The sequence below is a fragment of the Kitasatospora sp. NPDC050463 genome, assembly GCF_040655255.1.
Classification (GTDB): domain Bacteria; phylum Actinomycetota; class Actinomycetes; order Streptomycetales; family Streptomycetaceae; genus Kitasatospora.
On sequence record NZ_JBFAJO010000012.1, the window covers coordinates 81,884 to 104,924 of the forward strand.

General features: G+C 74.3%; 15 protein-coding genes and 1 pseudogene. 11 read left to right on the top strand and 5 right to left on the bottom strand.

The genetic code is table 11. The features are described from left to right. Nucleotides 1-67: 67 nt before the first annotated feature. Complete coding sequence (locus tag AB0J08_RS10400) at nt 68-1,549, bottom strand: MFS transporter (RefSeq protein ID WP_360630221.1); 1,482 nt, start codon at nt 1,547-1,549, stop codon at nt 68-70. Nucleotides 1,550-1,787: 238 nt separating this feature from the next. On the opposite strand from AB0J08_RS10400, the gene AB0J08_RS10405 reads away from it, so the two are divergent. The 3 genes from AB0J08_RS10405 (at nt 1,788) to AB0J08_RS10415 (ending at nt 4,311) form a co-directional block, all read left to right on the top strand. After that, nucleotides 1,788-2,612 (top strand): TetR/AcrR family transcriptional regulator, encoded by an 825-nt coding sequence (locus AB0J08_RS10405; RefSeq protein WP_360630080.1) that lies wholly within the window; start codon nt 1,788-1,790, stop codon nt 2,610-2,612. A gap of 203 nt (nt 2,613-2,815) precedes the next feature. Beyond that, nucleotides 2,816-3,526, top strand: coding sequence for a ribonuclease HII (locus AB0J08_RS10410; protein ID WP_360630083.1), 711 nt, complete (start codon nt 2,816-2,818; stop codon nt 3,524-3,526). Between the two features lie 134 nt (nt 3,527-3,660). Next, nucleotides 3,661-4,311 carry a hypothetical protein gene (locus tag AB0J08_RS10415; protein WP_360630086.1) on the top strand — a complete coding sequence of 217 codons (651 nt, stop codon included), beginning with the start codon at nt 3,661-3,663 and terminating at the stop codon, nt 4,309-4,311. A gap of 160 nt (nt 4,312-4,471) precedes the next feature. On the opposite strand, the gene AB0J08_RS10420 is transcribed toward AB0J08_RS10415, so the two are convergent. Further along, nucleotides 4,472-5,071: a hypothetical protein gene (locus AB0J08_RS10420; RefSeq protein ID WP_360630224.1), complete on the bottom strand. Its 600-nt coding sequence runs from the start codon at nt 5,069-5,071 to the stop codon at nt 4,472-4,474. Nucleotides 5,072-5,556: 485 nt separating this feature from the next. Then, a complete protein-coding gene (locus AB0J08_RS10425; protein ID WP_360630089.1) occupies nt 5,557-7,776 on the bottom strand; it encodes a DEAD/DEAH box helicase in 2,220 nt (739 codons plus the stop codon). Between the two features lie 228 nt (nt 7,777-8,004). Here AB0J08_RS10425 and AB0J08_RS10430 point away from each other — a divergent pair, with 228 nt between their 5' ends. Continuing rightward, complete coding sequence (locus tag AB0J08_RS10430) at nt 8,005-9,564, top strand: DUF4192 family protein (RefSeq protein ID WP_360630092.1); 1,560 nt, start codon at nt 8,005-8,007, stop codon at nt 9,562-9,564. A gap of 118 nt (nt 9,565-9,682) precedes the next feature. Here the strand turns inward: AB0J08_RS10430 and AB0J08_RS10435 are convergent, their stop codons facing one another. Beyond that, nucleotides 9,683-10,996 carry an alpha/beta fold hydrolase gene (locus AB0J08_RS10435; protein WP_360630095.1) on the bottom strand — a complete coding sequence of 438 codons (1,314 nt, stop codon included), beginning with the start codon at nt 10,994-10,996 and terminating at the stop codon, nt 9,683-9,685. A 765-nt stretch (nt 10,997-11,761) separates the two neighbouring features. On the opposite strand from AB0J08_RS10435, the gene AB0J08_RS10440 reads away from it, so the two are divergent. The 7 genes and pseudogenes from AB0J08_RS10440 to AB0J08_RS10470 all read left to right on the top strand — a co-directional run bounded on the left by AB0J08_RS10440 (nt 11,762) and on the right by AB0J08_RS10470 (nt 22,311). After that, nucleotides 11,762-13,924: a glycogen debranching N-terminal domain-containing protein gene (locus AB0J08_RS10440; protein WP_360630098.1), complete on the top strand. Its 2,163-nt coding sequence runs from the start codon at nt 11,762-11,764 to the stop codon at nt 13,922-13,924. Nucleotides 13,925-14,056: 132 nt separating this feature from the next. Then, nucleotides 14,057-14,815 (top strand): annotated as a pseudogene (locus AB0J08_RS10445) (NUDIX domain-containing protein); the annotation flags it as partial. 364 nt (nt 14,816-15,179) lie between these two features. Then, nucleotides 15,180-16,811 (top strand): ATP-binding cassette domain-containing protein, encoded by a 1,632-nt coding sequence (locus AB0J08_RS10450; RefSeq protein WP_360630101.1) that lies wholly within the window; start codon nt 15,180-15,182, stop codon nt 16,809-16,811. A gap of 3 nt (nt 16,812-16,814) precedes the next feature. Continuing rightward, nucleotides 16,815-17,720 (top strand): hypothetical protein, encoded by a 906-nt coding sequence (locus tag AB0J08_RS10455; protein ID WP_360630104.1) that lies wholly within the window; start codon nt 16,815-16,817, stop codon nt 17,718-17,720. A gap of 274 nt (nt 17,721-17,994) precedes the next feature. Beyond that, nucleotides 17,995-18,873 carry a FadR/GntR family transcriptional regulator gene (locus tag AB0J08_RS10460; RefSeq protein ID WP_360630107.1) on the top strand — a complete coding sequence of 293 codons (879 nt, stop codon included), beginning with the start codon at nt 17,995-17,997 and terminating at the stop codon, nt 18,871-18,873. A 638-nt stretch (nt 18,874-19,511) separates the two neighbouring features. Continuing rightward, the gene (locus AB0J08_RS10465) at nt 19,512-21,155 is read left to right on the top strand and encodes an RNA polymerase sigma factor (protein WP_360630110.1); all 1,644 of its coding nucleotides are present in this window, start codon (nt 19,512-19,514) and stop codon (nt 21,153-21,155) included. Nucleotides 21,156-21,480: 325 nt separating this feature from the next. Then, the gene (locus tag AB0J08_RS10470) at nt 21,481-22,311 is read left to right on the top strand and encodes a serine protease (RefSeq protein WP_360630113.1); all 831 of its coding nucleotides are present in this window, start codon (nt 21,481-21,483) and stop codon (nt 22,309-22,311) included. Between the two features lie 234 nt (nt 22,312-22,545). Here AB0J08_RS10470 and AB0J08_RS10475 read toward each other — a convergent pair whose 3' ends face one another. After that, a complete protein-coding gene (locus AB0J08_RS10475; RefSeq protein WP_360630116.1) occupies nt 22,546-22,779 on the bottom strand; it encodes a hypothetical protein in 234 nt (77 codons plus the stop codon). Nucleotides 22,780-23,041 lie beyond the last annotated feature (262 nt).

Here is a 23,041-nt window from a genome sequence, read left to right on the forward strand (position 1 = left end):
CTCACGCGTTCCGCGGTCGGGGCGGGGTCGGTCTCCGCCGTCCCGGGCCGCCCCGACCTGTACCGCGTCAGTGCATCGCTACGCCGGCGCTGTTCGACGGCAGGTCGTCCGCCTTGGCCTTGATGACGACGACCGCGACCACCAGGGCGAGCCCGGCGAGCACCGCACCCACGATGAATCCGTGCGAAATGCCCTGGGCGAGCACCTCGTTGGCCGCTGCGGTGCCCTTGGGGAACTCCTTCTTCTCCAGGAGCGCCGCCTTCTGCTCCGGCGTGGCCGTGGCCATGAAGCCGGGCAGCTGGAGCTTGGCCTCCGCGGTCGCGTAGTGCGCGAACACCGTGGTGAGGATCGACAGACCGAGGGAACCACCGATCTGCTGCATCGAGTTGAGCAGGCCGGAAGCCGCACCGGTGTCCTCGCCGGCGACGCCCGCGACCGCGAGCAGCATGACCGGGACGAAGGTCAGACCCATGCCGAAGCCGAACACCACCGTGGGGCCGAGCACCCCGTCGAGGTAGCCGCTGTCCGCGTCCATCTGGGTCAGCCAGGTGAGCCCGATGGTGACGAACAGCGCACCTCCGGCCATGAACGGCTTCGGGCCGTACTTGGCCTGGAGGGTGGAGGCGACCTGTGCGGCGATGATGATCGACACGCTGATCGGCAGGAAGGCGACGCCGGCCTTCAACGGGCTGTAGCCGAGCGGCCCCTGCACGAAGAGCGTGATGTAGAAGAAGATGCCGAACATGGCCGCGGCCAGGCAGAGCATCATCACCAGGCCGCCGGTGCGGTTGCGGTTGGCGAACAGGTGCAGCGGGGTGATCGGCTGCGCGGTGCGGTTCTCGATCACCAGGAACGCGGCCATCAGCAGCACGCCGGCCGCGAACGAGCCGAGCGTCACGCTGTCCGTCCAGCCGTCCGAGGCGGCCCGGATGAACCCGTAGACCAGGCCGACCAGGCCCAGCGTGGAGGTGAGCGCGCCGGGCAGGTCGAAACGGCCCTCGCGGCGCTCCGACTCGGCGATGTAGCGCGGTGCGGCGATCGCGATCAGGACCGCGATCGGCACGTTGACGAAGAAGACCCAGCGCCAGTCGAGGTACTCGGTGAGCACGCCACCGGCCAGCAGGCCGATGGCCGCACCCGAGCCGGCCACCGCCGAGAAGACGCCGAAGGCCTTGTTGCGTTCGGGGCCCTCGTCGAAGTTGGTGGCGATCAGGGCGAAAGCGGTGGGCGAGCATATCGCCCCGCCGATGCCCTGGAGCGCGCGGGCGGCCAGCAGCATGCCGCCGTCCTGCGCGAAGCCGCCGAGCAGCGAGGCCAGCCCGAACAGCAGCGTGCCGGCGATGAACACCCGGCGACGGCCGAGGATGTCGCCCGCGCGGCCGCCGAGCAGCAGCAAGCCACCGAAGGTCAGCGTGTAGGCGTTGATCACCCACGACAGGTTGGTGGTGGAGAAGTTCAGCGCGTCCCTGATCTGCGGCAGCGCGATGTTCACGATGGTGGCGTCGAGGACGACCATCAGCTGCGTGGCGGCGATGACGGTCAGGGTGATGCTCTTGTTCCTGCCCTGGCTGCCTTGCGGTGGAGAGTTCTTGCTGAGCGTGTCGGAGATAGCCAAGTTAGTGCCCCCTGCTGGCTACTGCTTCGTATGCTGTGGACCCGAGGTCCGGTGCGGCCCTGCGGCGTCCCGCAGGCTATGAAGGAACGGGATCGTTCACTAATCTGGACGATATCCTGGACAAGATTGTGAACGCAAGCGTTCTCTAAGGTTGGTGATGATGGATCAGTTGGTGCGACGCCAGGCAGCGAACCGGTCGGGGGGTCGGGCGGTCGAGCGCCCGACGGAGCAGCTGACCGAGCAGCTGACCGAGCGGACGAACGGCCGGGCCGGGGACCGGGCGGACGAGCAGCTCACGAGGCCGGTGGAGGAGCGGGCGGCGGGCCGCCCGCCCGTGCCCGCTCCGGCGCCGAAGGCTGTCGCCCCGATGCCCGGGCCGGCGTCGTTCTGCCCGGTGAAGGCGGCCGCCGAGGTCCTGTCCCGACCGATGCGCCGCCGGGGCAAGGAGCTGGAACAGGCGATCTTCGCGGCCGCGCTCGACCAGCTCACCTCCGGCGGATTCGCACGGCTGACGATGGAAGGCATCGCCGGGGCGGCGCGGACCGGGAAGGCCGCGCTGTACCGGCGCTGGGCGTCCAAGGTCGAACTCGTCGTCGACGCCCTGGACTCCACTCTGCCACGGCCCTCCGACGCCCCCGACCTCGGGTCCGCCCGCAATGAATTGCTGCTGCTCATCCAGGGTTTCACCGAGGCGATGAACTCCCGGTCGGGCGGTGCCATGCAGGCACTGATGGCCGAGCTGGATCACGAGCAGGCCGAGCTGTTCAAGGGATTCATCGTCCAGCGGGTGATCGAGCCGACCAAGGCCACCATCCTGGAGATCCTGCGGCGGGGAGCCGAGCGCGGCGATGTCCGGCCCGGCGCGGTCACCCCGCTGGTCGCCGACGTGGCGCCCGCGATGCTGATGTACCGGGTCAAGGTCTGCGGCCGGCAGATCGGGTCCGAGTTCGCGGTCGAGCTGGTGGACGAGGTCCTGCTGCCGCTGATCCGCACCTGACGCGTGCTTCTGCGGCCCTGCGGCGCTGAGGCCCGGCGGCGCTGAGGCCCTGCGGGCGCGGGGGAGGGGCCGGGGTGGTCGGGGGCGGTGGCCGGTGGTCGGCGGTCGCGGTGCAGCGGGTCGTGGTGGCCGGGTGCGGGGTGGTCGGGGGCGGTTCCGGGTGGGGCTTAGGCTGGAGGTTGCCCCAGCCGAAGGACTCCGCGATGCCCATCGTCCCGCCGACGCACTCCGTCGAGCGCTCGCTGCGCCGGGCCGGCGCCAAGATCGTTGTCGGTCTCGACGAGGTCGGGCGCGGTGCCTGGGCCGGCCCGGTCACCGTGGGTGCGGCCGTCACCGGACTGCGCAAGCCGCCGGAGGGCCTGACCGACTCCAAGCTGCTCACCGAGCTGCGCCGGGAGGCGCTCGCCCCGGTCCTCGCCGACTGGGTCACCGCGTACGCGCTCGGTCACGCCTCGGCACTGGAGTGCGACGAGCTGGGGATGACCGCGGCGCTGCGACTGGCCGCCGTGCGCGCCCTGGAGGCGCTGCCGGTGGAGCCCGACGCGGTGATCCTGGACGGCAAGCACGACTACCTGGGCGGCCCATGGCGGGTGCGCACGGTCATCAAGGGCGATCAGTCCTGCATCTGCGTGTCGGCGGCCTCGGTGCTCGCCAAGGTGCACCGTGACGGCCTGATGGCCGAACTGGGCGAGGCGTGCCCCGAGTACGGCTTCGCCGACAACGCCGGCTACCCGTCCCCGGTGCACCGCACCGCCTTGGAGGAGTTCGGCCCGACCGAGCAGCACCGGCTCTCCTGGGCCTACCTGGACGGGCTGCCCAAGTGGCGCCACCTGAAGCGGACCCGGGTCGTGGTCGGTGCCGGCGGACCGGGCGCGGCGGGACCCGCCGACGAGCAGTTGACGCTCGGTTTCTGACGTTTCGTCGGCCGGTCCTCCGGGTGGGGGCGGAAGGTTCGGGGTGCCCAATGGGTGGGGCGCCCGTGCGCGCTCGACCGGCATTTGATAGATATCCGGGTATGCCTGTCTTCCCCGAGGAGCCGGAGATTCACGTGAGCCTCCCGGGCCCCGGCGTTCCCTTCCCCCGCGAGTCGGACGCACAAGCCCCCCGTACGCCTGCCTCCGGCAGCGCGACCTCTGCCGCACCGTCGACCCTCACCGCCGCCCCGGCCCCGGTGCCGGGTCAACGCCCCGCACCTCCGCGGCCGGCGCCACCGGGTGCCGAGCGCCCGGGGCCGAAGCCCCGGCCGGCCGGGATCCCCAAGCCCGGTCCGCGCCGCCCGGAGCCCGCCGCACCGCAGATCGCGGTCCAACACCTCGCCGCCACCGCCGCACAGGCGGTGGAGCGCGCCGACGAGGCGGTCGACCGGCTGCTGGACTCCGGCCGCAACCCGGGCGCCGTCCTGGTACTCACAGTCGGCGAGCCGCACCCCTGGCAGCGGCACGAACTCTCCTTCGGCGAGGAGCGCTACTGGGCGCAACTCGCCGAAGGCGGTGACGTGTTCTACGCGGACGCCGCGCTGACCCGCCCGGCCCGTCGCGAGGTGGTCGTGCTGGTCGTCAACGGCGGCACGGCCGACCGTGCCGCCGCGGCGTTCGCCGAGGCGCGCGGCCGGGCGGCCGAACTCCTGGTGGTCTGCGGAAACGCCGGCCCCGCCGCCGAGGCCGCCGGTGCACCGGCCGGCCGTCCGGCGACCGTCTGACACCTGTCGACCTCCGGGCCCGGCGCCACCTGGTGCCGGGCCCGACCCATGCCGCCCCCGCCTTGGCGCCCCCCTTGCCGCCCGCAGTCTGCGACTCCGCCGCCCGCCGTCCCGCCGCCCGCTGCCTCGCGACAGCGGCCCGAGGTCCCGGGTGCTCGCCTCAGGCGGTGCCGGTGCGCCGGCCCGGTTCGATCGCCGCGACCCGCGCGGGGGCCCACTGGCGCTCGGCCTGGCGCAGGGGGCGCTGTCCGCGCGTACCGTCCAGCGCGGAGCGAGGCGGCAGTTCGGTCACGGTGTGGACCGGCCCGTCGGCCCATGAACCCGCGTGCGGGGTGCGGCCGTTCCGGCCGTCCCCGAGGATCTGCCAGCCCGCCGGGGCCAGCGTGATGTACGAACCGCAGCGCAGTCCGTGCAGGGCGGCCGCGTCCTGCAGTGCCCACATCCAGGCACCGTCCTGTGCCGTCCAGCCCGCCGCGCCCTCCCGGCACCGCAGGAGCACGGCCGTCCGGTTCGGGATGGCCCGGCGCAGGTCGTGCGGGGTGACCTGGCGCAGGTGCGTCAGGAGCGCGTTGCGGTGCTGCCAGCCATCGGTGTGGCGCGGCCGGGGGGCGAAGGAGGCCGAGGCGTTCAGCCTGTGCGACGCGTCCAGCACGGCGATCACGACCGTGCCGGGCTGCGGCAGGTGGCGTTGGTGCAGCTCCAGGACGAACTCGCGCGGGTCGTGCAGCAACGGGATCCCCGAGGCAGCCCACGTCTCCAGGTCGCATACCCGTCTGGGCGCCGAACTCCGGACGAGGGGATGCTGACCTCGGCCGATACCGTTGATCACGATCCTCCTTCCCGACCCACGGGCGCGCGGGTACGTGTGTACGCCGAAGGCCTGGTCCAGCGGACCGGGTTCCGGGTACGGTCCAATTCTCAGGGCAGATGGGGTGGAGCGGCAACGATGAAATGATGAACGCCGCCCGAAAGCCAACGTTCTGCCGGATATATTCCACGGCGGTGCGAGCGCCACTCAGGGCGTGTCGGGCCGTGATCCAGCGCGCCCGAAGGCCGGTGCGGAGTACTTTTCGCAAGGTCACCCCTCTCTTTCCCCGATCGGTGCCGCTGGCGCCCGTGGATCTTCCGGTCCGCGCCGGCATTACTCCATTCGGGTGCACATCGGTCCTGGAACCTCCCGCTCCGCCGCCGTCCGCCCGATGTCGCGGCCCCGTCGCCTCCTCCTTGCTCGTCCCGGCCCCCGTCTCAGCCCTGCACGGCCAGCACCAGCGGCAGGACGGCGCTCGCCCCGGCCTTGCGCAGTAGCCGGGCCGCGACGGTGACCGTCCAGCCGGAGTCGACCAGGTCGTCCACCAGCAGCACCGGGCCGCCGGCCGCGGCGACCGCGGCCGCGACGTCCGGCGGCAGGGTGAGCGCGCCCGCCAGCGCGTGCAGCCGCTGGGCACTGTTGCTGCGCGCGCCGTGCGGCGGCCGGCCGGCCGCGTACTCGATCCGGCCGAGCAGGGGCAGCCGGCCGATCTCGGCGATCCGGGCACCGAGGCTGCCGACCAGCTGCGGCCTGGTCGACGAGGCCATGGTCACCACACCCACCGGCCGGTCGAGCCGGACGCCCTCGGTCGTCGCGGGCCCGGCCCAGCCGCCGGGGCCGCGCGCCCAGTCGCTCAGGACCGTCACCAGGGCGTCCACCGCCTCGCCGGGCACGGGCACGTCGGGTGCCTGGTCGGCCAGCAGCGTCCGCAGCCGGTTGCCCCAGCCGATGTCGGAGAGCCGGCCGAGGGCCCGCCCGGTCTCGGCCTGCTCGCCCGCCGGGATGCGGCCCTTGAGCGGCACGCCCAACGCGTCCATGCCGGTCGGCCAGAGCCGGCGCGGCTCGAAGCCGACGCCGGGCCGGCCGAGGGCGGCCCGCGCCGCGTCCAGCGCCGCGGTGGAGATCTCCGGAGTGTGCAGCGGCCCGGCGCAGTTGTCACAGCGGCCGCACGGCTCGGCCTGCTCGTCGTCCAGCTGCCGCCGCAGGAACTCCATCCGGCAGCCGGTCGCCGCCGCGTACGCGCGCATCGCCGCCTGCTCGGCCTCGCGTGAGGCGGCGACCTTGGCGTACCGGGCGGTGTCGTAGGCCCAGCTCTGCCCGGTGGCCGTCCAGCCGCCCTTGACCCGCCGCACCGCGCCGTCCACGTCGAGGACCTTGAGCATGGTCTCCAACCGGGCGCGGCGAAGGTCCACCCGGGGCTCCAGCGCGGCGGTGGAGAGCGGCCGGCCCGCCTCGGCGAGGGCGTCGATGGTGCGGCGGACCTGCTCCTCGGGCGGGAAGGCCAGTGAGGCGAAGTACCGCCAGATCGCCTCGTCCTCGCGACCGGGCAGCAGCAGCACCTCGGCCCGGTCGACGCCGCGGCCCGCCCGGCCGACCTGCTGGTAGTAGGCGATCGGCGAACTGGGCGAGCCCAGGTGCACCACGAAGCCGAGGTCGGGCTTGTCGAAGCCCATGCCGAGGGCGGAGGTGGCGACGAGGGCCTTGACCCGGTTGGCCAGCAGGTCCGCCTCGGCGGTACGGCGCTCGGCGTCCTCGGTGCGCCCGGAGTACGAGGCCACCGGGAAGCCCCGCTCGCGCAGGAAGGCCGTCACCTCGTCGGCGGCGGCGACGGTCAGGGTGTAGACGATGCCGGAGCCGGGCAGCCGGTCGAGGTGGTCGGCCAGCCAGGCCAGCCGGTGCGCCGGGTCGGGCAGGGGGAGCACCCCGAGGGTGAGGCTCTTGCGGTCCAGCGGGCCGCGCAGCACGAGGGCGTGTTCGTCGGTGGAGCCGGTGCCGAGCTGCTCGGCGACGTCGGCGGTGACCCGGGCGTTGGCCGTGGCGGTAGTGGCCAGTACCGGGACACCCGGGGAGAGGTCGGCGAGCATGGTGCGCAGCCGGCGGTAGTCGGGGCGGAAGTCGTGGCCCCAGTCGGAGATGCAGTGGGCCTCGTCCACCACCAGCAGGCCGGTGGAGGCGGCCAGCTTGGGGAGCACCTGGTCGCGGAAGTCGGGGTTGTTCAACCGCTCGGGGCTGACCAGCAGGATGTCCACCGCACCCGCCGCGACCTCGGCCTGGATCGCGTCCCACTCGTCGGTGTTGGCCGAGTTGATGGTGCGGGCGTTGATGCCGGCCCGGGCGGCCGACTCGACCTGGTTTCGCATCAGGGCGAGCAGCGGGGAGACGATCACCGTCGGACCGGCGCCGCGGGCCCGCAGCAGGGCGGTGGCGATGAAGTAGACGGCCGACTTGCCCCAGCCGGTGCGCTGCACCACGAGGGCCCGGCGGTGGTCGACCACCAGGGCCTCGATGGCCGTCCACTGGTCGTCGCGGAGGGTGGCGGCGGGCCCGGCGAGTTCGCGCAGGACGGCCTCGGCCCGCGCCCGGACCTCGGCGCGGTCGGCGGCTGTCGCGCTGCCGGTGCCGGCCGTCGCGGTGGTGTGGTTCTGCGGCTGCTGCATGCCGTCCATGTAACCCCGAGCCGCCGACAAAGGGCGAACGGCGGTGGTCATGAGCGGGTGGCTCGGGGGTGCATTTCATCGGCTCTTCCGCTGAACGGCGGCCGAATGTCCCCCGGAAGAGTGGCTCCGAATGCCCCGAACGAGGGACGTTTTATCCACAGGCGGGCTTTATCCACAGGGAAAAGGGAAATTCCGGGGCCGCCCGCGAATTGCGGCAGTCTTCCGGTCATGAACAACGAACGCATCGCACCCCCCTTCGGCCCGGCCTCCACCGGGCGGCCGGTCACCATGCGGGGCCCGGCCGACATGGCCGAGCTGCTGCCCTACCTGCTGGGCTTCTTCCCCGACGACAGCATCGTCGCCGTCGGGCTCCAGGGCCCGGATCTCCACCAGGGCGGGGTGATCCGACTGGACATCCCCGAGTCGCCGCAGCAGTGGCCGGCGGCCGCCGGCGAGACGGCCTCGCTGCTCGTCGGCCTCTCCGAGCGGCGGGACCGCCGACCGGTCCAGGTCCTGCTCTACCTCTGTCAGGATCCCGACCGGGAGCACGGCCCGCCGGTGCTCGACCGGCTCGGACCGCTCGCGGAGGAGCTACGGGCGGCTTTCGAGGCCAGGGGAGTGGCGGTGAAGGAGTCGCTCTGCGTCTCGTCCGGCCGCTGGTGGTCCTTCCTCTGCCGCCGGGAGGGGTGCTGCGACCCGGCCGGCCACCCGGTCCGGCACAGCCCGGGCCCGGGCCCGGTGGCCGCGGCGGCCACGTTCGCCGGCCTCGCGCCACGGGGGAGTCGCAAGGCGCTCGTTGCGGGGCTGGCTCCGATCGGCCCGCCCGGTGCGGATGCGCAGCGCCTGGCGCTGGCGCGGGCCGTGGCCGACGAGCGAGCCGGGCATGCGCCCGCGCTCTCCCGGGAGCAGGGCAGTGCGCTGCTCGACCAGGCCGTGGCCGAGTTCATGGCCGGCTCGCGCGCGCTCGACGAGCACCGGGCGGCGCGGTTGCTCATCGCCCTCCAGGACCGGCGGATCCGGGACCAGGCCGCCGAATACGTCCGGCCCGAGGAGCTCGCGCCCACCCAGCGACTCTGGCGCTTCCTGGCCAGGCGCTGCGTGCCGCCCTACACCGGTTGTGCCCCGCCGCCGCTCACCCTGCTGGCCTGGGCGTCCTGGGTCGCGGGGGACACCGCGACGGCGCGTGTCGTGCTGGCCCACACGCTCCGGCTCGCCCCCTCCTACCTGCTGGCCCAGCTGCTCTACGAGTCGCTGAACGGTGGGCTCTCGCCGGAGGAGTTGCTGGCGAGCGTGGCGGCCGAGCGCAGCCGTCGCTCCGGCGAGGCGCGGGGAGAGCCGGCGGACAGCCCCGACGGCACCCCGGAGAGGAGCCCGGGCAGTGACCCGGAGCATGCGCCGGAGGGGCCGTCGGGCCCGACGCCGGCCAAGCCGCGCCGCCGACGGGCCCGGAAGGGGGCGGCCGAGGCCGATGCTCCGACCGTCTCGGACGTCGCCGGCCCGGCGGCCGCAGCGGACGCGGCCGGTACCGCCGGGCGGATCCCCGATCGCCCGGCCGGGGCCAGGCCGAAGTCCGGCGAGTCCGGTCGGTCCGACGACGGCCCGAGCGGTGGGCCGCCGCTGCGGACGTCCGACCGCGGCGCGGGCCGTCCGTCCGCCCGGGTGCGCTCCGCCCGGAGGCTGCGGCTGGGTCGGGCCTCGCCCTGGGCGTCGGCGGAGGCCGCGGCGGACGGGCGCAGCCGGTGTCGCGGCGCCCGTGGTTCGGCGGGCCGGTCCCGGTATGCGCAGTGACGGCCCCGGCGGCCCGGGCCCCCGGCTCGGCCGTCCGCGGGTCGGCCCGGGTCGTCCGGGCCGTCCGGGCCGACCGGCGCCGGTCGCGCCGCCGTACCGAGCCGGCGGCCGGAACCTGCTACGCCTCGCCGCGCGCCATCGCGATCAGGCGGTCGAGCACCTTGCCACCGCTCACCCGAAGACCGTCGTGCTCCCACTCGTTGGTGACCCACGTCCGCAGACCGCGAACCGCCCGGGCGGTCTCCAGCGAGTCGGCGGTGTCGACGTACATGTCGTCGTGGTAGACCGCCGCCACCACGGGCACCGAGTTGGCGGCCAGCCGGGCCGGGTCGTACAGGTCGGACCAGTCGGTGCGGGCGGCGAGCAGCTCCGCCGTCTCCTTCAGCGGGCGAAGTGCCGGGTCGGTGTCGAACATCCAGGGGTAGATCATCTCTCCGGTGAACAGCACCGGAGCCCCGGACTCCAACGCCGCCCGTGCGTCGAACTCGGGGAACTCCCGGCGGACGCGCTCGGCCGACCAGGCGGTGCCCGCCCGGTCCACCGACTGCTGGCCGTAGATCGGCTCGTGCAGTACGGCGTACAGCGGCCCTTCGGCGAAGGAGACCTTCGCCTGGACACCGGCCAGGAAGGTGTCGGACAGCTCGGGCCCGTCGGGGCCCTCCACCCAGGCCTCCTCCAGGAGGTAGTGCAGGCTGTAGGAGCCGCTGCCGCCGCCGAGCATCAGGCCCAGGGCCTGGAACGCCTGGACGGTGAGCAGTCCGCCGCCGGGCAGGGTCGCGGGCGATTCCGCCAGGTGAGCGGCGATCCGCCGGACGGCCTCGACGCCCTGCGGGAAGCGGGCGTAGTGCTCCTCGTTCTTGCGGACGACCCGGGGGTAGGCCGCCCGGTAGACATCGTCGGCCGAGCTGCGCAGACCCGCGAGGCCACCGGTGATGAAGGCCTCGTGCAGCCCCTCGGGCGCGATCGAGAGGTAGGTGAGGAGGCAGAAGCCACCGAAGCTCTGTCCGAGCACGCTCCAGCGCCTGTCCTCGCCGAGCAGCCGGCGGCGGATCAGCTCGGCGTCGCGCACGATCGAGTCCGCGCGGAAGTACGCCAGGTAGTCCGCCTGTTCCCGGGCGCCGCCGCGCCGGGCGAGGGTCTGCCGGGTCGCGGGCGTGGACCGCCCGGTGCCGCGCTGGTCGAGCAGGAGCACCCGGTAGTCGTCGAGGGCGCGCTCCAGCCAGCCGTCCCGGCCGAGCGGGCGACTCGCCTTGCCGCCCGGCCCGCCCTGGAGGAAGAGCAGCCAGGGCAGGTCGTCCTTCTCACGGCGCGCGGCCACCACCTCGCGGGCGTACACCTCGATCTGTTCGCCCTGGGAGGCGGTGTGGTCGAGAGGCAGGCGGAAGACGTGGTCGGTCGTGACAATCCCGGGCAGCCGGCTGGCGGTGGACATGCAACTCCTCGGTATGTGTCTGGTTCACAGCGGTCACGTCGCCGCTCACGGTGTTGCCGGTGCGGGCGCCGCAACCCCCGCACCGTATCCTGGCGGCGGTCGGACACGGGTTCGACGGTTGCCGTTCACGACCGTCCGCCCGAGGAGCCGCGCGAGGCTGTACGACGGCCGCGCCACACGCGGTTCGGCCCGGAGCACCACCGGCCCGGAGCACCGCCTGCCCGGCGGTGGCGGCGGCACGACTGCCCGGTACTCCGGCGCGGCAGGCCGAAGCGACAGATCGAGCGTTACCTGTGGCCGGTCGGCGGCGTTCACCCCGGGGGCACTGTGCCCGGACGGGCACCGGGCTCCCGGAGGCGGACGGCGCCCTGGCGCGCCGAGACCCGAGCCGCGGCACGGCGGCGGCCGGGAGACCGGACGGCGAGACGACCGGCGCACCGCCCGGCCGACGGGCGGCGGACGGGCTGCGGCCGCCTCGCACCCGTCGACGGCGGGTTCGGGGCGCCGATCGGGACACGGCGTCACCGGCGCGACCGAACGAGGGTCATGACGAAGCGCCGGGCGCCACGGAGCGCCCGGAGCAGGCGGCGCGGTGCCTCAGCGGCACCGGGCGTCGCATGGCACGGCCCGGGGACGGGTACGGCCAGACACGGCAGAAACGCCGGCGGGAACCCCCACCGGCCAGACATCATCAGCACGCGATCGAGCATGCTCGCGGCCCACCGGCCCCACCGGCCACCGGACCGCCGAGGGGAGGAGAGTCCGGTGACCGCCATAAGGCCACCACAGGCCATGCCGGCCGAGAGCGTGGTCGGTGCGCCGAGACCGGTCGGCCGCCCCGACCAGGTACCCGCGGGCGTGCCCGGCGGCCCGGCCCGGTCGACGGTGCCGCCGCGCCCGCAGCCCGCCGCCGTCCACCACGCGGTGCTCTGCGTCAACGCCCCCGCCATGGCCGCCTCCGGGCCGGACGGGCAGCTGCGCGGTCACGGCCTCCACGGCTTCTACCGATCCGGCGTCCGGGTACTGGCCCGGATGGAGCTGCGGATCGGCGGCATGGAGCCACTGCCGCTCCAGGGCACCCTGACCACAGCGGCGCAGGCCCGCTTCCTCGGCGCTGTACGGATCCCCGGCGACCTCGATCCCGATCCGGCGCTCACCGTCGAGCGCCTGCGCCACGCCGACGGGGTCGAGACCGTCACCGTCCGGAACACCGGCAGCCGGCCCGCCCGGCTGCCGCTGGAGATCGCCCTCGGCACCGACCTCGGCCCGGTCGCCGAGATCGCCGCCGGACACCGGCCTCCGGACCTGCCCGGACAGGTGCAGTCCGCCGGGCTGCGCTGGGCCGGTCCCACCCACAGTGCCGTCGTCAGCGCCAAGCCGTCGCCGCACGCCGTCCTGGCCGGTGCCGGCGTGCTGCGCTGGGACCTGGAGGTGCAGCCCGGCGCCCGCTGGTCGGTCGAGCTGCGCACCGAGCTGGAGAGCACCGCCCCCGGCCCGCGGCCGCCGGGTGGCCGGGGCACCGGAGTGCCGCTGCCCTGGGCGGAGCCGGAGGTCCGCAGCGACGACCACCGGGTCGAGCTGCTGGTGCCGCGCGCGCTGGACGCCCTCGGCGGTCTGCTGTTCGCCGACCCGGACCGCCCGACCGACCTCTACCCGGCCTCCGGGGCGCCCTGGCGCTTCGGTCTCGCCCCGGCGGACGCGCTCTGGGCGGCCCGCCTGACGCTCCCGCTGGGCACCCGACTGGCGGCTGGCACCCTGCGCGCGCTGGCCCGCCGTCAGCAGCTCGGGCGGGCCGCCGGCCAGGGCGGCCCGGGCCGGCAGGCGCCCGGTCAGCCCGGCCGTCACCCCGAGGGGCTGCTGCCCGGGGCGCTGCGGCACGGCGGCCCGGAGCTGCCGCCCACCTGCACGGCCACCGAGGCGACGCTGCTGTTCGTCACGGTGCTGGCCGAGGCCTGGCGCTGGGGCCTGCCCCGGCACGAGGTCGCCGAGCTGCTGCCGGCCGCCGAGCGCGCGCTCGGGGCGCTCCGGGAGGGCCTGGTCGACGGCTTCGTCACCGACCTGAGCCGTCCGGTGGAGGAGCGCGCCGCCCATCCGGTGGCGGCCCGGGCCGAGGTCCAGGCCCAGGCGCACCGGGCCGCACTGCACGGCGCCGAGCTGTTGGAGGCCTTCGGCCGCCCCGGCGCCGACGAGTGGCGCGGCTGGGCGGCCGCGCTGCGGGGGCGCTTCCGCGAGCGGTTCTGGATCGACGACCTCTCCGGCGGGCGCCCGGCGGCGGGCCTCGTGCCGGGCGGCCAGCCGCTGCCCGCCGTCGCCTCCTCCTTCGTCCACCTCCTCGACCCGGGTCTCTGCGCCGACGGCGGCCGGCACGAGAGCCTGCTCGACCGCGAACAGACCAGGTTGCTCGCCCAGCGCCTGGCCGCGCCCGAGCTGGACAGCGGCTGGGGGCTGCGAACGCTCAGCGCCAAGTCGCCCCGGTTCAATCCGCTGGGCCACCGCAGCGGGGCGGTGCGCGTCCATGAGACCGCCCTGGCGATCGCCGGGCTGGCCGAGGCCGGCCACGAGAACGAGGCCGGTGCGCTGTTGGAGGGCCTGCTCGGCGCGGCCGCCCACTTCGAGGGCCGACTGCCCGAGATGTACGCGGGGGAGCAGCGCGCCCCCGGTTGCCCGCCTGTGCCGCACCCGGCCGCCTGCCACCCGGCAGCGGTCTCGGCGGCCGGAGCCGTGCACGCGGTGTTCGCTCTCGCCGGGGTCCGCCCCGATGTCCCGGGCGGGCGGGTGCTGGTCCGGCCGGCCAGTACGGCGCCGCTCGGGGAACTGCAGCTGACCGGGCTGCGGGTCGCGGGCGAACCGTTCTCGGTGCGGGTGAGCCGGATCGGCGTCGCGATGGTCGAGGAGGCGTCCGCGGAGCTCCAGCTGGTCGCCCGCTGAGGTGCCCGAACCGTGCCCCGGTCGGGCGGGGCCGCCCGCTCTGCCCGACCGGCCTTCGGGCCGCGTACGGTCACGGCACGCTTGGTGCGCGGGCCTGTGCTTATCGTCAGAGAGACGACTATGATCGTCGCCATGTCGCGTTATGACCCGTCGGCCTTCCCCCCGTTCGCTGTCACGGTTGACCTGGTGGTGCTGACGGTGCGGGACCACGCGCTGTGCGCCCTGCTGGTCCGGCGGGGCGAGCCTCCCTTCCAGGGCTACTGGGCCCTGCCCGGCGGCTTCGTCCGTCCGGACGAGGGCCTGGCCGAGGCGGCCTCCCGGGAGCTGGCCGAGGAGACCGGCCTGCGCGCCTACTCCGCTCCGGGGCACGACGCGGCGAGTTCCGGTACGGCCGGCGCGCACCTGGAGCAGCTCGCGACCTACGGTCACCCGCAGCGTGATCCCCGGATGCGGGTGGTCAGCGTGGCCTACCTCGTCCTGGCACCGGACCTGCCGACCCCCCGGGCCGGTGGCGACGCCAGCGGTGCCCGCTGGGCCCCGGTCGCCGAACTGCTCGGGCAGAGCCCGGTCGACGGCGTCCCGCTCGCCTTCGACCACGGGCTGATCCTGGCCGACGGCGTCGAGCGCGCCCGCTCCAAGATCGAATACTCCTCGCTGGCGACGGCCTTCTGCCCCACCGAGTTCACCGTCGGTGAGTTGCGCCGGGTCTACGAGGCGGTGTGGGGCGTGGTGCTCGACCCGAGGAACTTCCACCGCAAGGTCACCGGCACGCCCGGATTCCTGCTGCCCTCCGGCGGCACGACCACCCGCCAGGGCGGCCGTCCGGCACAGCTGTTCACCCCCGGCGGGGCCACCGTGCTCAACCCGCCGATGCTGCGCCCGGAGTCCTGAGACGCCGCGCCCGCCCGGCCACCGCCCGTCCCGCGCCGGGAGCAGCGGGTCCGCGCCCGTGTGCCGAACTCCCGGTGCCTGAGCGCCCGGCACCTGAGCGCCCGGCATCGGCACCCCCGGCATCGGCACCCCCGGCACCGGAACCCCCCGGTGCCCGAAGTCCCGCGCCCGATCGGCCCCCCGTGGCTCCGTCGCAGGATCGGATTGTCCCCTGATCGGGTGAGGTGCGCGGGCGGTGGGCCCGCGCCGCTTCCGCAATGCCCGGAATCGCCGCTCCGGCCCCCTAATGTGCTGGCGCGGGGCCGTGCGGGCACGGTCCGCGCCGCGCAGACCAGGTCGGCCGAGGGCACGGGAGCAGCCAGCGATGATCCAGATCACCGGACTGACCAAGGTCTACCGCAGGGGCGGTCCGCCGGCGGTGCTCGACCTGACCTTCGACGCCCGCCCGGGCGCGGTGACGGTCCTGTTGGGCCCCGAGGAGGCGGGCAAGTCCACCGCGCTGCGGCTGATGCTCGAGCTCGAACGCGGCCAGGGCGTCACGCTCTTCGACGGCCGCACCTACCGTCGGCTCCGGCGCCCGGAGCGCGAGGTCGGCGTTCTGCTGCCCGGCGCCGGTGGAGCCGGTGGAGCGATCGCGGGGCACCCCGGTCGAAAGGCTGTCGGCCATCTCAGGATGCTGGCGGCGGCCGCCGGAGTCCCCGCCCGCCGGGCCGACGAACTGCTGGAGCAGACCCGGCTGGCCGCCGTGGCCGGGCAGCGGCTGCGCACCTTCTCGCCCGGCATGCACCGGCGGCTGGCCCTCGCCGCGGCACTGCTCGGGGACCCGGGCACCCTGATCCTCGACGCACCCACCGAGGGGCTGTCACCGCGCAACGTGGAGTGGTTCCACTCCTTCCTGCGCTCGTTCGGGGTCGCGGGCGGAACCGTCCTGGTGACCACCCGTACGCCGCAGGAGGCCGCCCTGCTCGCGGACCGGGTGATCACGCTCGACCAGGGCCGCCTGGTGGCCGATCAACCGGTGGCGGAGTTCTGCCGTACCCGGCTCAGCCCGGAGGTCGCCGTGCGCGGGCCGCAGATGGCCCGGCTGGCCGACCTGTTGTCGGGCCAGGGCGCGGCGGTGCGCCGCGACGGCGGGGCCGGCCTGGCGGTGTCGGGGATCGACCGCACCGAGATCGGTGAACTCGCCTACCGCCACGGCATCCTGCTGCACGAGCTCGCCGACCGGGTGGTCGAGCAGCCCGCGCCCCGAGCCACCCTGCCCACGGCCTCGGGGCGTTCGGGGCAGTTCCACGTCACGTCGACGCCGGGCGAACCCCGCCCGGCCGGCCCCATGTCCGCTCGGGTGGCCGAGCCCCGCCCGGCCGGTTCCGTGAAGCCGAAGCCGAAGCCGAAGCCGCAGCCGGAGAGGGTCGCCGGCTCGGCGGGCTCGGAGCCGGCGACGGGTGCACCGGAGGCCGAGCCGGCGGCGGAGCCCCGGCCGGCCGCGGCCGCACCGGGCGCGGGCGCTCTGCCGGTTCTCGCGCTGCCTTCCTCGTCCGTCACGGGTGCCGGCACCGTCGCCGCCGCGACGGCGCTGTCGGCGGTCACGGCCCGCGCCGCCCGGCCAGCACCCCGGCAGCCCAACGCGCCCCGCCCGGCCCGGCAGCCCAATTCGTCCCGCCGGCCCGAACCGGAAGCCGCCGGGACCACCGGCGGCACCGAGGCCACCGCCACCGGCGGGGACCTCGAGTCCGCGGACACCTCTCCGACCGTCGCCGTGGACCGCCTGTTCCGGGACGGCCTGCGCGGACTCGTCCGGTCCGGCGGCGGCCCGGCCCCCGAGCCCCGTGCCCGGCACGAGGAGGCGGCCGCCGGTGACCTGCTGACCGCTGACACCGTCCGCCTCGGCCGGCTGGACCCGGCGACGGCCGCCGGTGCGCCGCCCGCCCGCTCGGCTCCGACGGCCACCCCTGCAACCCCTGCCACTCCCGCTGTCCCCGACCACCGGAGCGAGTGAACCGTGCGTGTACTGGCCTACGAGCTGCGCCGGCTGCGCGGCCTCCGCTCCACCTGGCTGCTCCTCGCCGCCGTGCTGCTCTGCGACGCCGTGGTGGCCGCGGTGCTGGCTGCCCAGACTCCCGTCGGCCCGCTGGCCGGGCCGGCGGGAGTGCGGCTGCTGACGGCGACCGTGCCGCTGATCCCGCTGCCGTTCGCGGCGCTCGGCGCCGGCGTGCTGGGCGCGCTCTCCTACGGCCACGAGGTGCGGCACCCGGGGCTGGCCGCCTCGCAGGTGTCGTACCCGCGCCGGGTGCGGCTGCTGCTCGCCAAGCTGGTGGTGATCGGCCCGGTGGCCGGGCTGTCGGCGCTGGCCACCCTGCTGGTCGACACGGTGGCCGTGCACTTCGCGCTCCCGGACGGCGTGGAGGCGGCCGCCTGGTCGGATCCGGCCGCCCTGTCGGGTCAGGTGTCCGAGGCGCTGTCCTCGGCCGGTCTCACCGGGCTCGCCGACCTGCCGGGGGTGTTCTCCCCGGCGGCGCTCGTGGTCGGTCACGGGGCGCCGGCCGCCCTGCTGGCCTTCGTCCTGCTGGTGGTCGTGGCGGGCTGGACCGGGGTGCTGACGGCCTCGCTGACCCGCAGTGCCGCCGCCGGGGTGCTGCTGCTCTGCGCGCTGCCGCCGCTGCTGGAGTCCGGAGTGGCGCTGCTGCTGCGGCAGACGGGTACGGCCTGGCCGGCTCGCGCGACGGAGTTGCTGCCGTTCCAGTCCGGCGTCGAGTGGGCGTACGGATGGGTGTACGGCGGGGACCGCCGGGTTGCGGAGAGCGGTTCGGCGCTGACCGACCCCGCGCTGCTGGCGGCGGTGACGGCGCCCGTGTTCGTACTGCTGCTCGCCTCCCTGCTGGTTCAGGCCCGGCGCCGGGCGCTCTGAGGCCACGGACGGGTGCCCGGAGCCGCCCTCGGCGCACGCCGGCGGGGCTCCCGCGGGAGGCCCTCGAGAGACTCGTCGAAGGCCGGAAGGCCCCCGGGAAGGCCCTTGTGAGCCCCGGGCCTTCGCTGACGGTCTGCCAAGATCGACCAGCAGTGGCCGCAATGTGCGGTTCTTCCTGATAAGAAGTCAATTATCCAGTCACGGTCGATCACCCTTTCGTGTGCTTTTCACGAGAATTCTCAAGCTGCGCCCGCCGATCGCCGACAAAGGACCTGTGAGTACCCTTGCGCACCCCACCATGACCCCCGCCCGTTCCGCCGAAGGTGCCACCCCCGGCGCCGGCGATCTGGACCGCTTCTCGTACGCCGACCGGCCGACCCCGCCGGCGCCCCGCTGGGAGGGCGCCGAGTCGGATCTGGCCCGGGTCGGCCGCAAGACCACCAGCAGTCGCGGCCGAGGCCTGCACGGCCAGCTCGTGCAGCAGCTCGGTCAGATGATCGTCTCGGGCGACCTCGGCGCCGACCGCCCGCTCGTCCCGGAGGAGATCGGCCAGCGTTTCGAGGTCTCCCGCACCGTCGTCCGCGAGTCGCTGCGGGTGCTGGAGGCCAAGGGCCTGGTCAGCGCCCGGCCGAACGTCGGCACCCGGGTCCGCCCGGTCGGCGACTGGAACCTGCTCGACCCGGACATCATCGAGTGGCGGGCCTTCGGCCCCCAGCGCGACGAGCAGCGCCGGGAGCTGTTCGAGCTCCGCTGGGCGATCGAGCCGCTGGCCGCCCGGCTCGCCGCTGGCCACGGCCGGGAGGACGTCCAGCAGCGGCTGGTCGAGCTGATCGAGATCATGGGCCACGCCTCCGCCCAGGCCGACCTCTCCACCTTCTCGCGGGCCGATGCCGAGCTGCACGCCCTGATCCTGCAGATGGCGGGGAACCGGATGCTGGAGCACCTCTCCGGGATCGTCTCCTGCGCGCTGCAGGTGTCCGGTGGCCCGTCCACCGCCTGCGAGCGGCCCTCGGAGGCCTCGGTCAGCCTGCACGCCCGGCTGGTGGACGCCCTCGGCACGGGAGACGGCACCGCCGGAGAGGCCGCCGTGCGGGCGCTGCTCACCGTTCACCCCGAGATCGAGCCGTCCGTCCCCGCCCCTCGGGAGCACTGAGTCGCCCACCCGGCGACCGAGCGGCCCGCGAATCACCCGGCCCTCCGGCTGCACCGCACGGCGCGGCCGGAGGGCTTCTTCGCGCCCGCCGGGCCCCGCCGTCCCGCGAGCGGGCAGCCGCGAGCCCGGCCACCGGCCACCGGCCACCGGCCACCGGCCACCGGCCACCGGCCGCCCGACCGCTCCCGGCCGCCCTGCCCTGACTGCCGGCCGCCCCGACCACCGGCCGCCCCCGACCTCCGCAGCCCCGCCGCCGACCCGCCGTGACTTTCCGGATCGTCACGCCACGGAGGCCACGCCCCGACAATGTCCGGCCCATGCCAAGAGCTTTCCCGCGAGTGAGGGATGATGGAAGCCGGCCCCGGGCCGCGGCCGCCGAGTGGTGTGACCCGCGACACGAAGGCCATGCGTAACACTTGACGAGTAGCAGCGATGTGTCCTGAGCGGAAGCAGCTCCGGAATACCCCAACATGTCAGAATGCTGTGTTGGTCTGCGGCGCTGCTGCCGTCCTGCAAACCCAGTCCTCAAGCCCGAGTCGGTCGGAATCGACACCGCGCGTCCGATGCGCGATTTCCTTCCCCGCCCGCTCGGGCGGCCGGTACGGGTTCGAGTCCACTCATCGTCCGAGAGGTTGTTCGTGTCGGCCAGCACATCCCGTTCGCTTCCCCCCGAGATCGCCGAGTCCGCGGCTCTGCTGGCGCTCATCGAGCGGGGCAAGGCCCAGGGGCAGATCGCCGGTGACGACGTGCGCCAGGCGTTCGAGGCGGACCAGATCCCGGTCACCAAGTGGAAGAACGTCATGCGCAGCCTCAACCAGGTTCTGATTGAGGAGGGGGTGGACCTTATGGTCAGCGCGGCCGAGCCGGCCGGTGCCAAGCGCAAGAGCGTCGCTGCCAAGAGCCCCACCAAGCGCACTGCCACCAAGGCGGTCACCACCCGGAACCCGGCCGCTCCGGCGGCCCCGACCAAGCCCCCCGTGCGCATCGCGCCCGGTGCCACCATCTCCGCTCCGGCGGTCGCGGCTGCCGCTGCCCCGCTCGGCACGGTGTCCGCCGAGATCACCACCGAGGGGACGGGCACGCTCTCCGCCGAGGCGAAGGCGCCTGCGGCGAAGAAGGCCGCCCCGGCGAAGAAGGCGGCCGCCAAGAAGACCGCCGCCCCGGCCAAGAAGACCGCCGCCAAGAAGACCGCCGCCAGCAAGACGGGCAAGGGCGACGAGGAGCTCGGCGGCGAGGACGAGCTGCTCGAGGATGCCGCGCTGCCCGGCGACAAGGCGGCCGAGGAGGCGGAGCCCGAGGAGGAGTCGCAGGGGTTCGTCCTCTCCGACGACGACGAGGACGACGCTCCGGCCCAGCAGGTCGCCGTCGCCGGCGCGACCGCCGACCCGGTCAAGGACTACCTGAAGCAGATCGGCAAGGTCCCGCTGCTCAACGCCGAGCAGGAGGTCGAGCTCGCCAAGCGCATCGAGGCCGGTCTGTTCGCCGAGGACAAGCTCTCGGCCGCCGACAAGCTGGCTCCGAAGCTCAAGCGCGAGCTGGAGATCATCGCCGAGGACGGCCGCCGCGCCAAGAACCACCTGCTGGAGGCCAACCTCCGCCTGGTCGTCTCGCTGGCCAAGCGCTACACCGGCCGCGGCATGCTCTTCCTGGACCTGATCCAGGAGGGCAACCTCGGTCTGATCCGTGCGGTCGAGAAGTTCGACTACACCAAGGGCTACAAGTTCTCCACGTACGCCACGTGGTGGATCCGTCAGGCGATCACCCGCGCGATGGCCGACCAGGCCCGCACCATCCGTATCCCGGTGCACATGGTCGAGGTCATCAACAAGCTGGCCCGCGTCCAGCGTCAGATGCTCCAGGACCTGGGCCGCGAGCCCACCCCGGAGGAGCTGGCCAAGGAACTCGACATGACCCCGGAGAAGGTCATCGAGGTCCAGAAGTACGGCCGCGAGCCCATCTCGCTGCACACCCCGCTGGGTGAGGACGGCGACAGCGAGTTCGGTGACCTGATCGAGGACTCCGAGGCGGTCGTGCCGGCCGACGCGGTCTCCTTCACCCTGCTCCAGGAGCAGCTGCACTCGGTGCTGGACACCCTGTCCGAGCGTGAGGCCGGCGTCGTCTCGATGCGCTTCGGCCTGACGGACGGTCAGCCGAAGACGCTGGACGAGATCGGCAAGGTGTACGGGGTCACCCGTGAGCGCATCCGCCAGATCGAGTCCAAGACCATGTCGAAGCTGCGCCACCCGTCGCGCTCCCAGGTGCTGCGCGACTACCTGGACTGATCCGCGACCAGCGGGACCTGTGCCGGATCTGATCCGGTCGGTCCGGCGATCCGCATCGTGAGAAGGCCCGGAGCCCCGTGCTCCGGGCCTTCTCACGTGTTCGGCCGGCCGCTCGGCGGTCGGCGCGTCAGCGTCCGGGTGGCGGTTGTCGCTCGTCCGGGTGGCAGTGCGGCGGGAAGCGGTCGCAGACCGTAGTCGATCACCTACGCTGTGCCGGTTGCCTGCTGCCGAGCCAACTGGAGACACGGTGCTGCCCAACCCGGATCGCGCGGACCTGCCAACTGTCGCCTCGCCACCCGGACGAGCGCCCATCACCACCCGGCCGGTGCGCCTCCGCCACCGGGCCGCCGTCCTGGGCCTGCTCGCGGCGCTGCCGGCGACGCTGGTCGCGTTCGGCCCGGCGGCCGCACCGGCCCAGGCCCAGCGGCGGATCATCGGCGGCGTCGGTGCGAGCACCGCCGACCACCCGTGGATGGTGGCGGTCGCCAGCCGCCAGCAGTTCGGCAACGGCCGCTCGGGGCAGTTCTGCGGCGGCGCGCTCGTCACCCCGACCAAGGTGGTGACGGCCGCACACTGCTTCTACGACGAGTCCAAGGGTCAGCGGGTGGAGCGGCCGGGGCTGAAGGTCGTGGTCGGCAGGGATGACCTGCGCGGCTCGGCCGGGCGTGAGGTGCCCGTCCAGGCGGTCTGGATCCACCCCGACTACGCCTTCGCCGCCAACATGAACGACGTGGCGGTGCTCACCCTCACCGAGTCCCAGGGCGTCCGGCCCGTGATCGACCTGGTCGGCCAGGGGGAGACCGAACCGTACCTCGCGGGCAACCGGGCGCAGGTCTACGGCTGGGGGGACACCTCGGGCACGGGCAACTACTCGCCCACGCTCCGTGGCGTCGATGTGTCGATCACCCCGGACCAGACCTGTGCGCAGGCCTACCCGGGGGGATCGGACGGGCGCTTCGACGCCCGCGGCATGGTCTGCGCCGGTGAGGAGAAGGGCGGGAAGGACGCCTGCCAGGGGGACAGCGGCGGGCCGCTGGTCGTCGGCGGTCGCCTCGCCGGACTGGTCTCCTGGGGGACGGGCTGCGCGGAGGCGGCCCACCCGGGCGTCTACACCCGCATCGGCGCGGTCTCCGGCGCGGTACGCTCCGTCCTGTAGTCGGGTGGTCACGTTCTGACGCGGTGTCGCCCGCCGGCGGCAGCGCGTCGGGCCGGACCGGGCGGTGGCGGTGCGGACCGGTCCGGCCCGGACGCGGCGGTCACGGCGATCGCGGCCGAAACAGCAGAGCCGGGCGACCGGCCCCCCGAGGGGGACCTGTCGCCCGGCTCACCGGTCGCGCGCGGTGCGCGGCCGGACACAGCTCGTGGCCTGCTGCTGCTGTGGCGCCCGGTATCAGCGCTCTTCGTCCGCGGCTGCGGCGTTGGTGGTGTTGCTGAGCCGGCCGCTCTCGTCCTGTATCTCCACGGCGATCTTCTTGAGCTCGGGCTCGAACTTCCGGCCGTGGTGGGCGCAGAAGAGCAGCTCTCCGCCGCTGGCGAGTACGACGCGCAGGTAGGCCTGGGCGCCGCAGCGGTCGCAGCGGTCAGCCGCGGTGAGCGGGCTCGCAGGGGTCAGAACAGTAGTCACGTCGCCTCTTCTCTAGCTCGACGAGCTGTCGTACCAGGGTCAACATCCAACCAGGCCGAAAACGTTCCCGCTCGTGGCTTTTCTTCTTTGAGGATTCTGCTGTGTTGATGAGGACGTGCCCCGGGGGCCGGTGGTTCATGCGTACCGAATCCCAGGATCCGCCTGTCGCTCGAACGCCCGATCGGGACGGGGTGCGAGGTCCGCGTAGCATAATCCTCTGCTGGGTTGGAGCATAAGCCCCGTCCTGGGCCCCGGTAGCCTG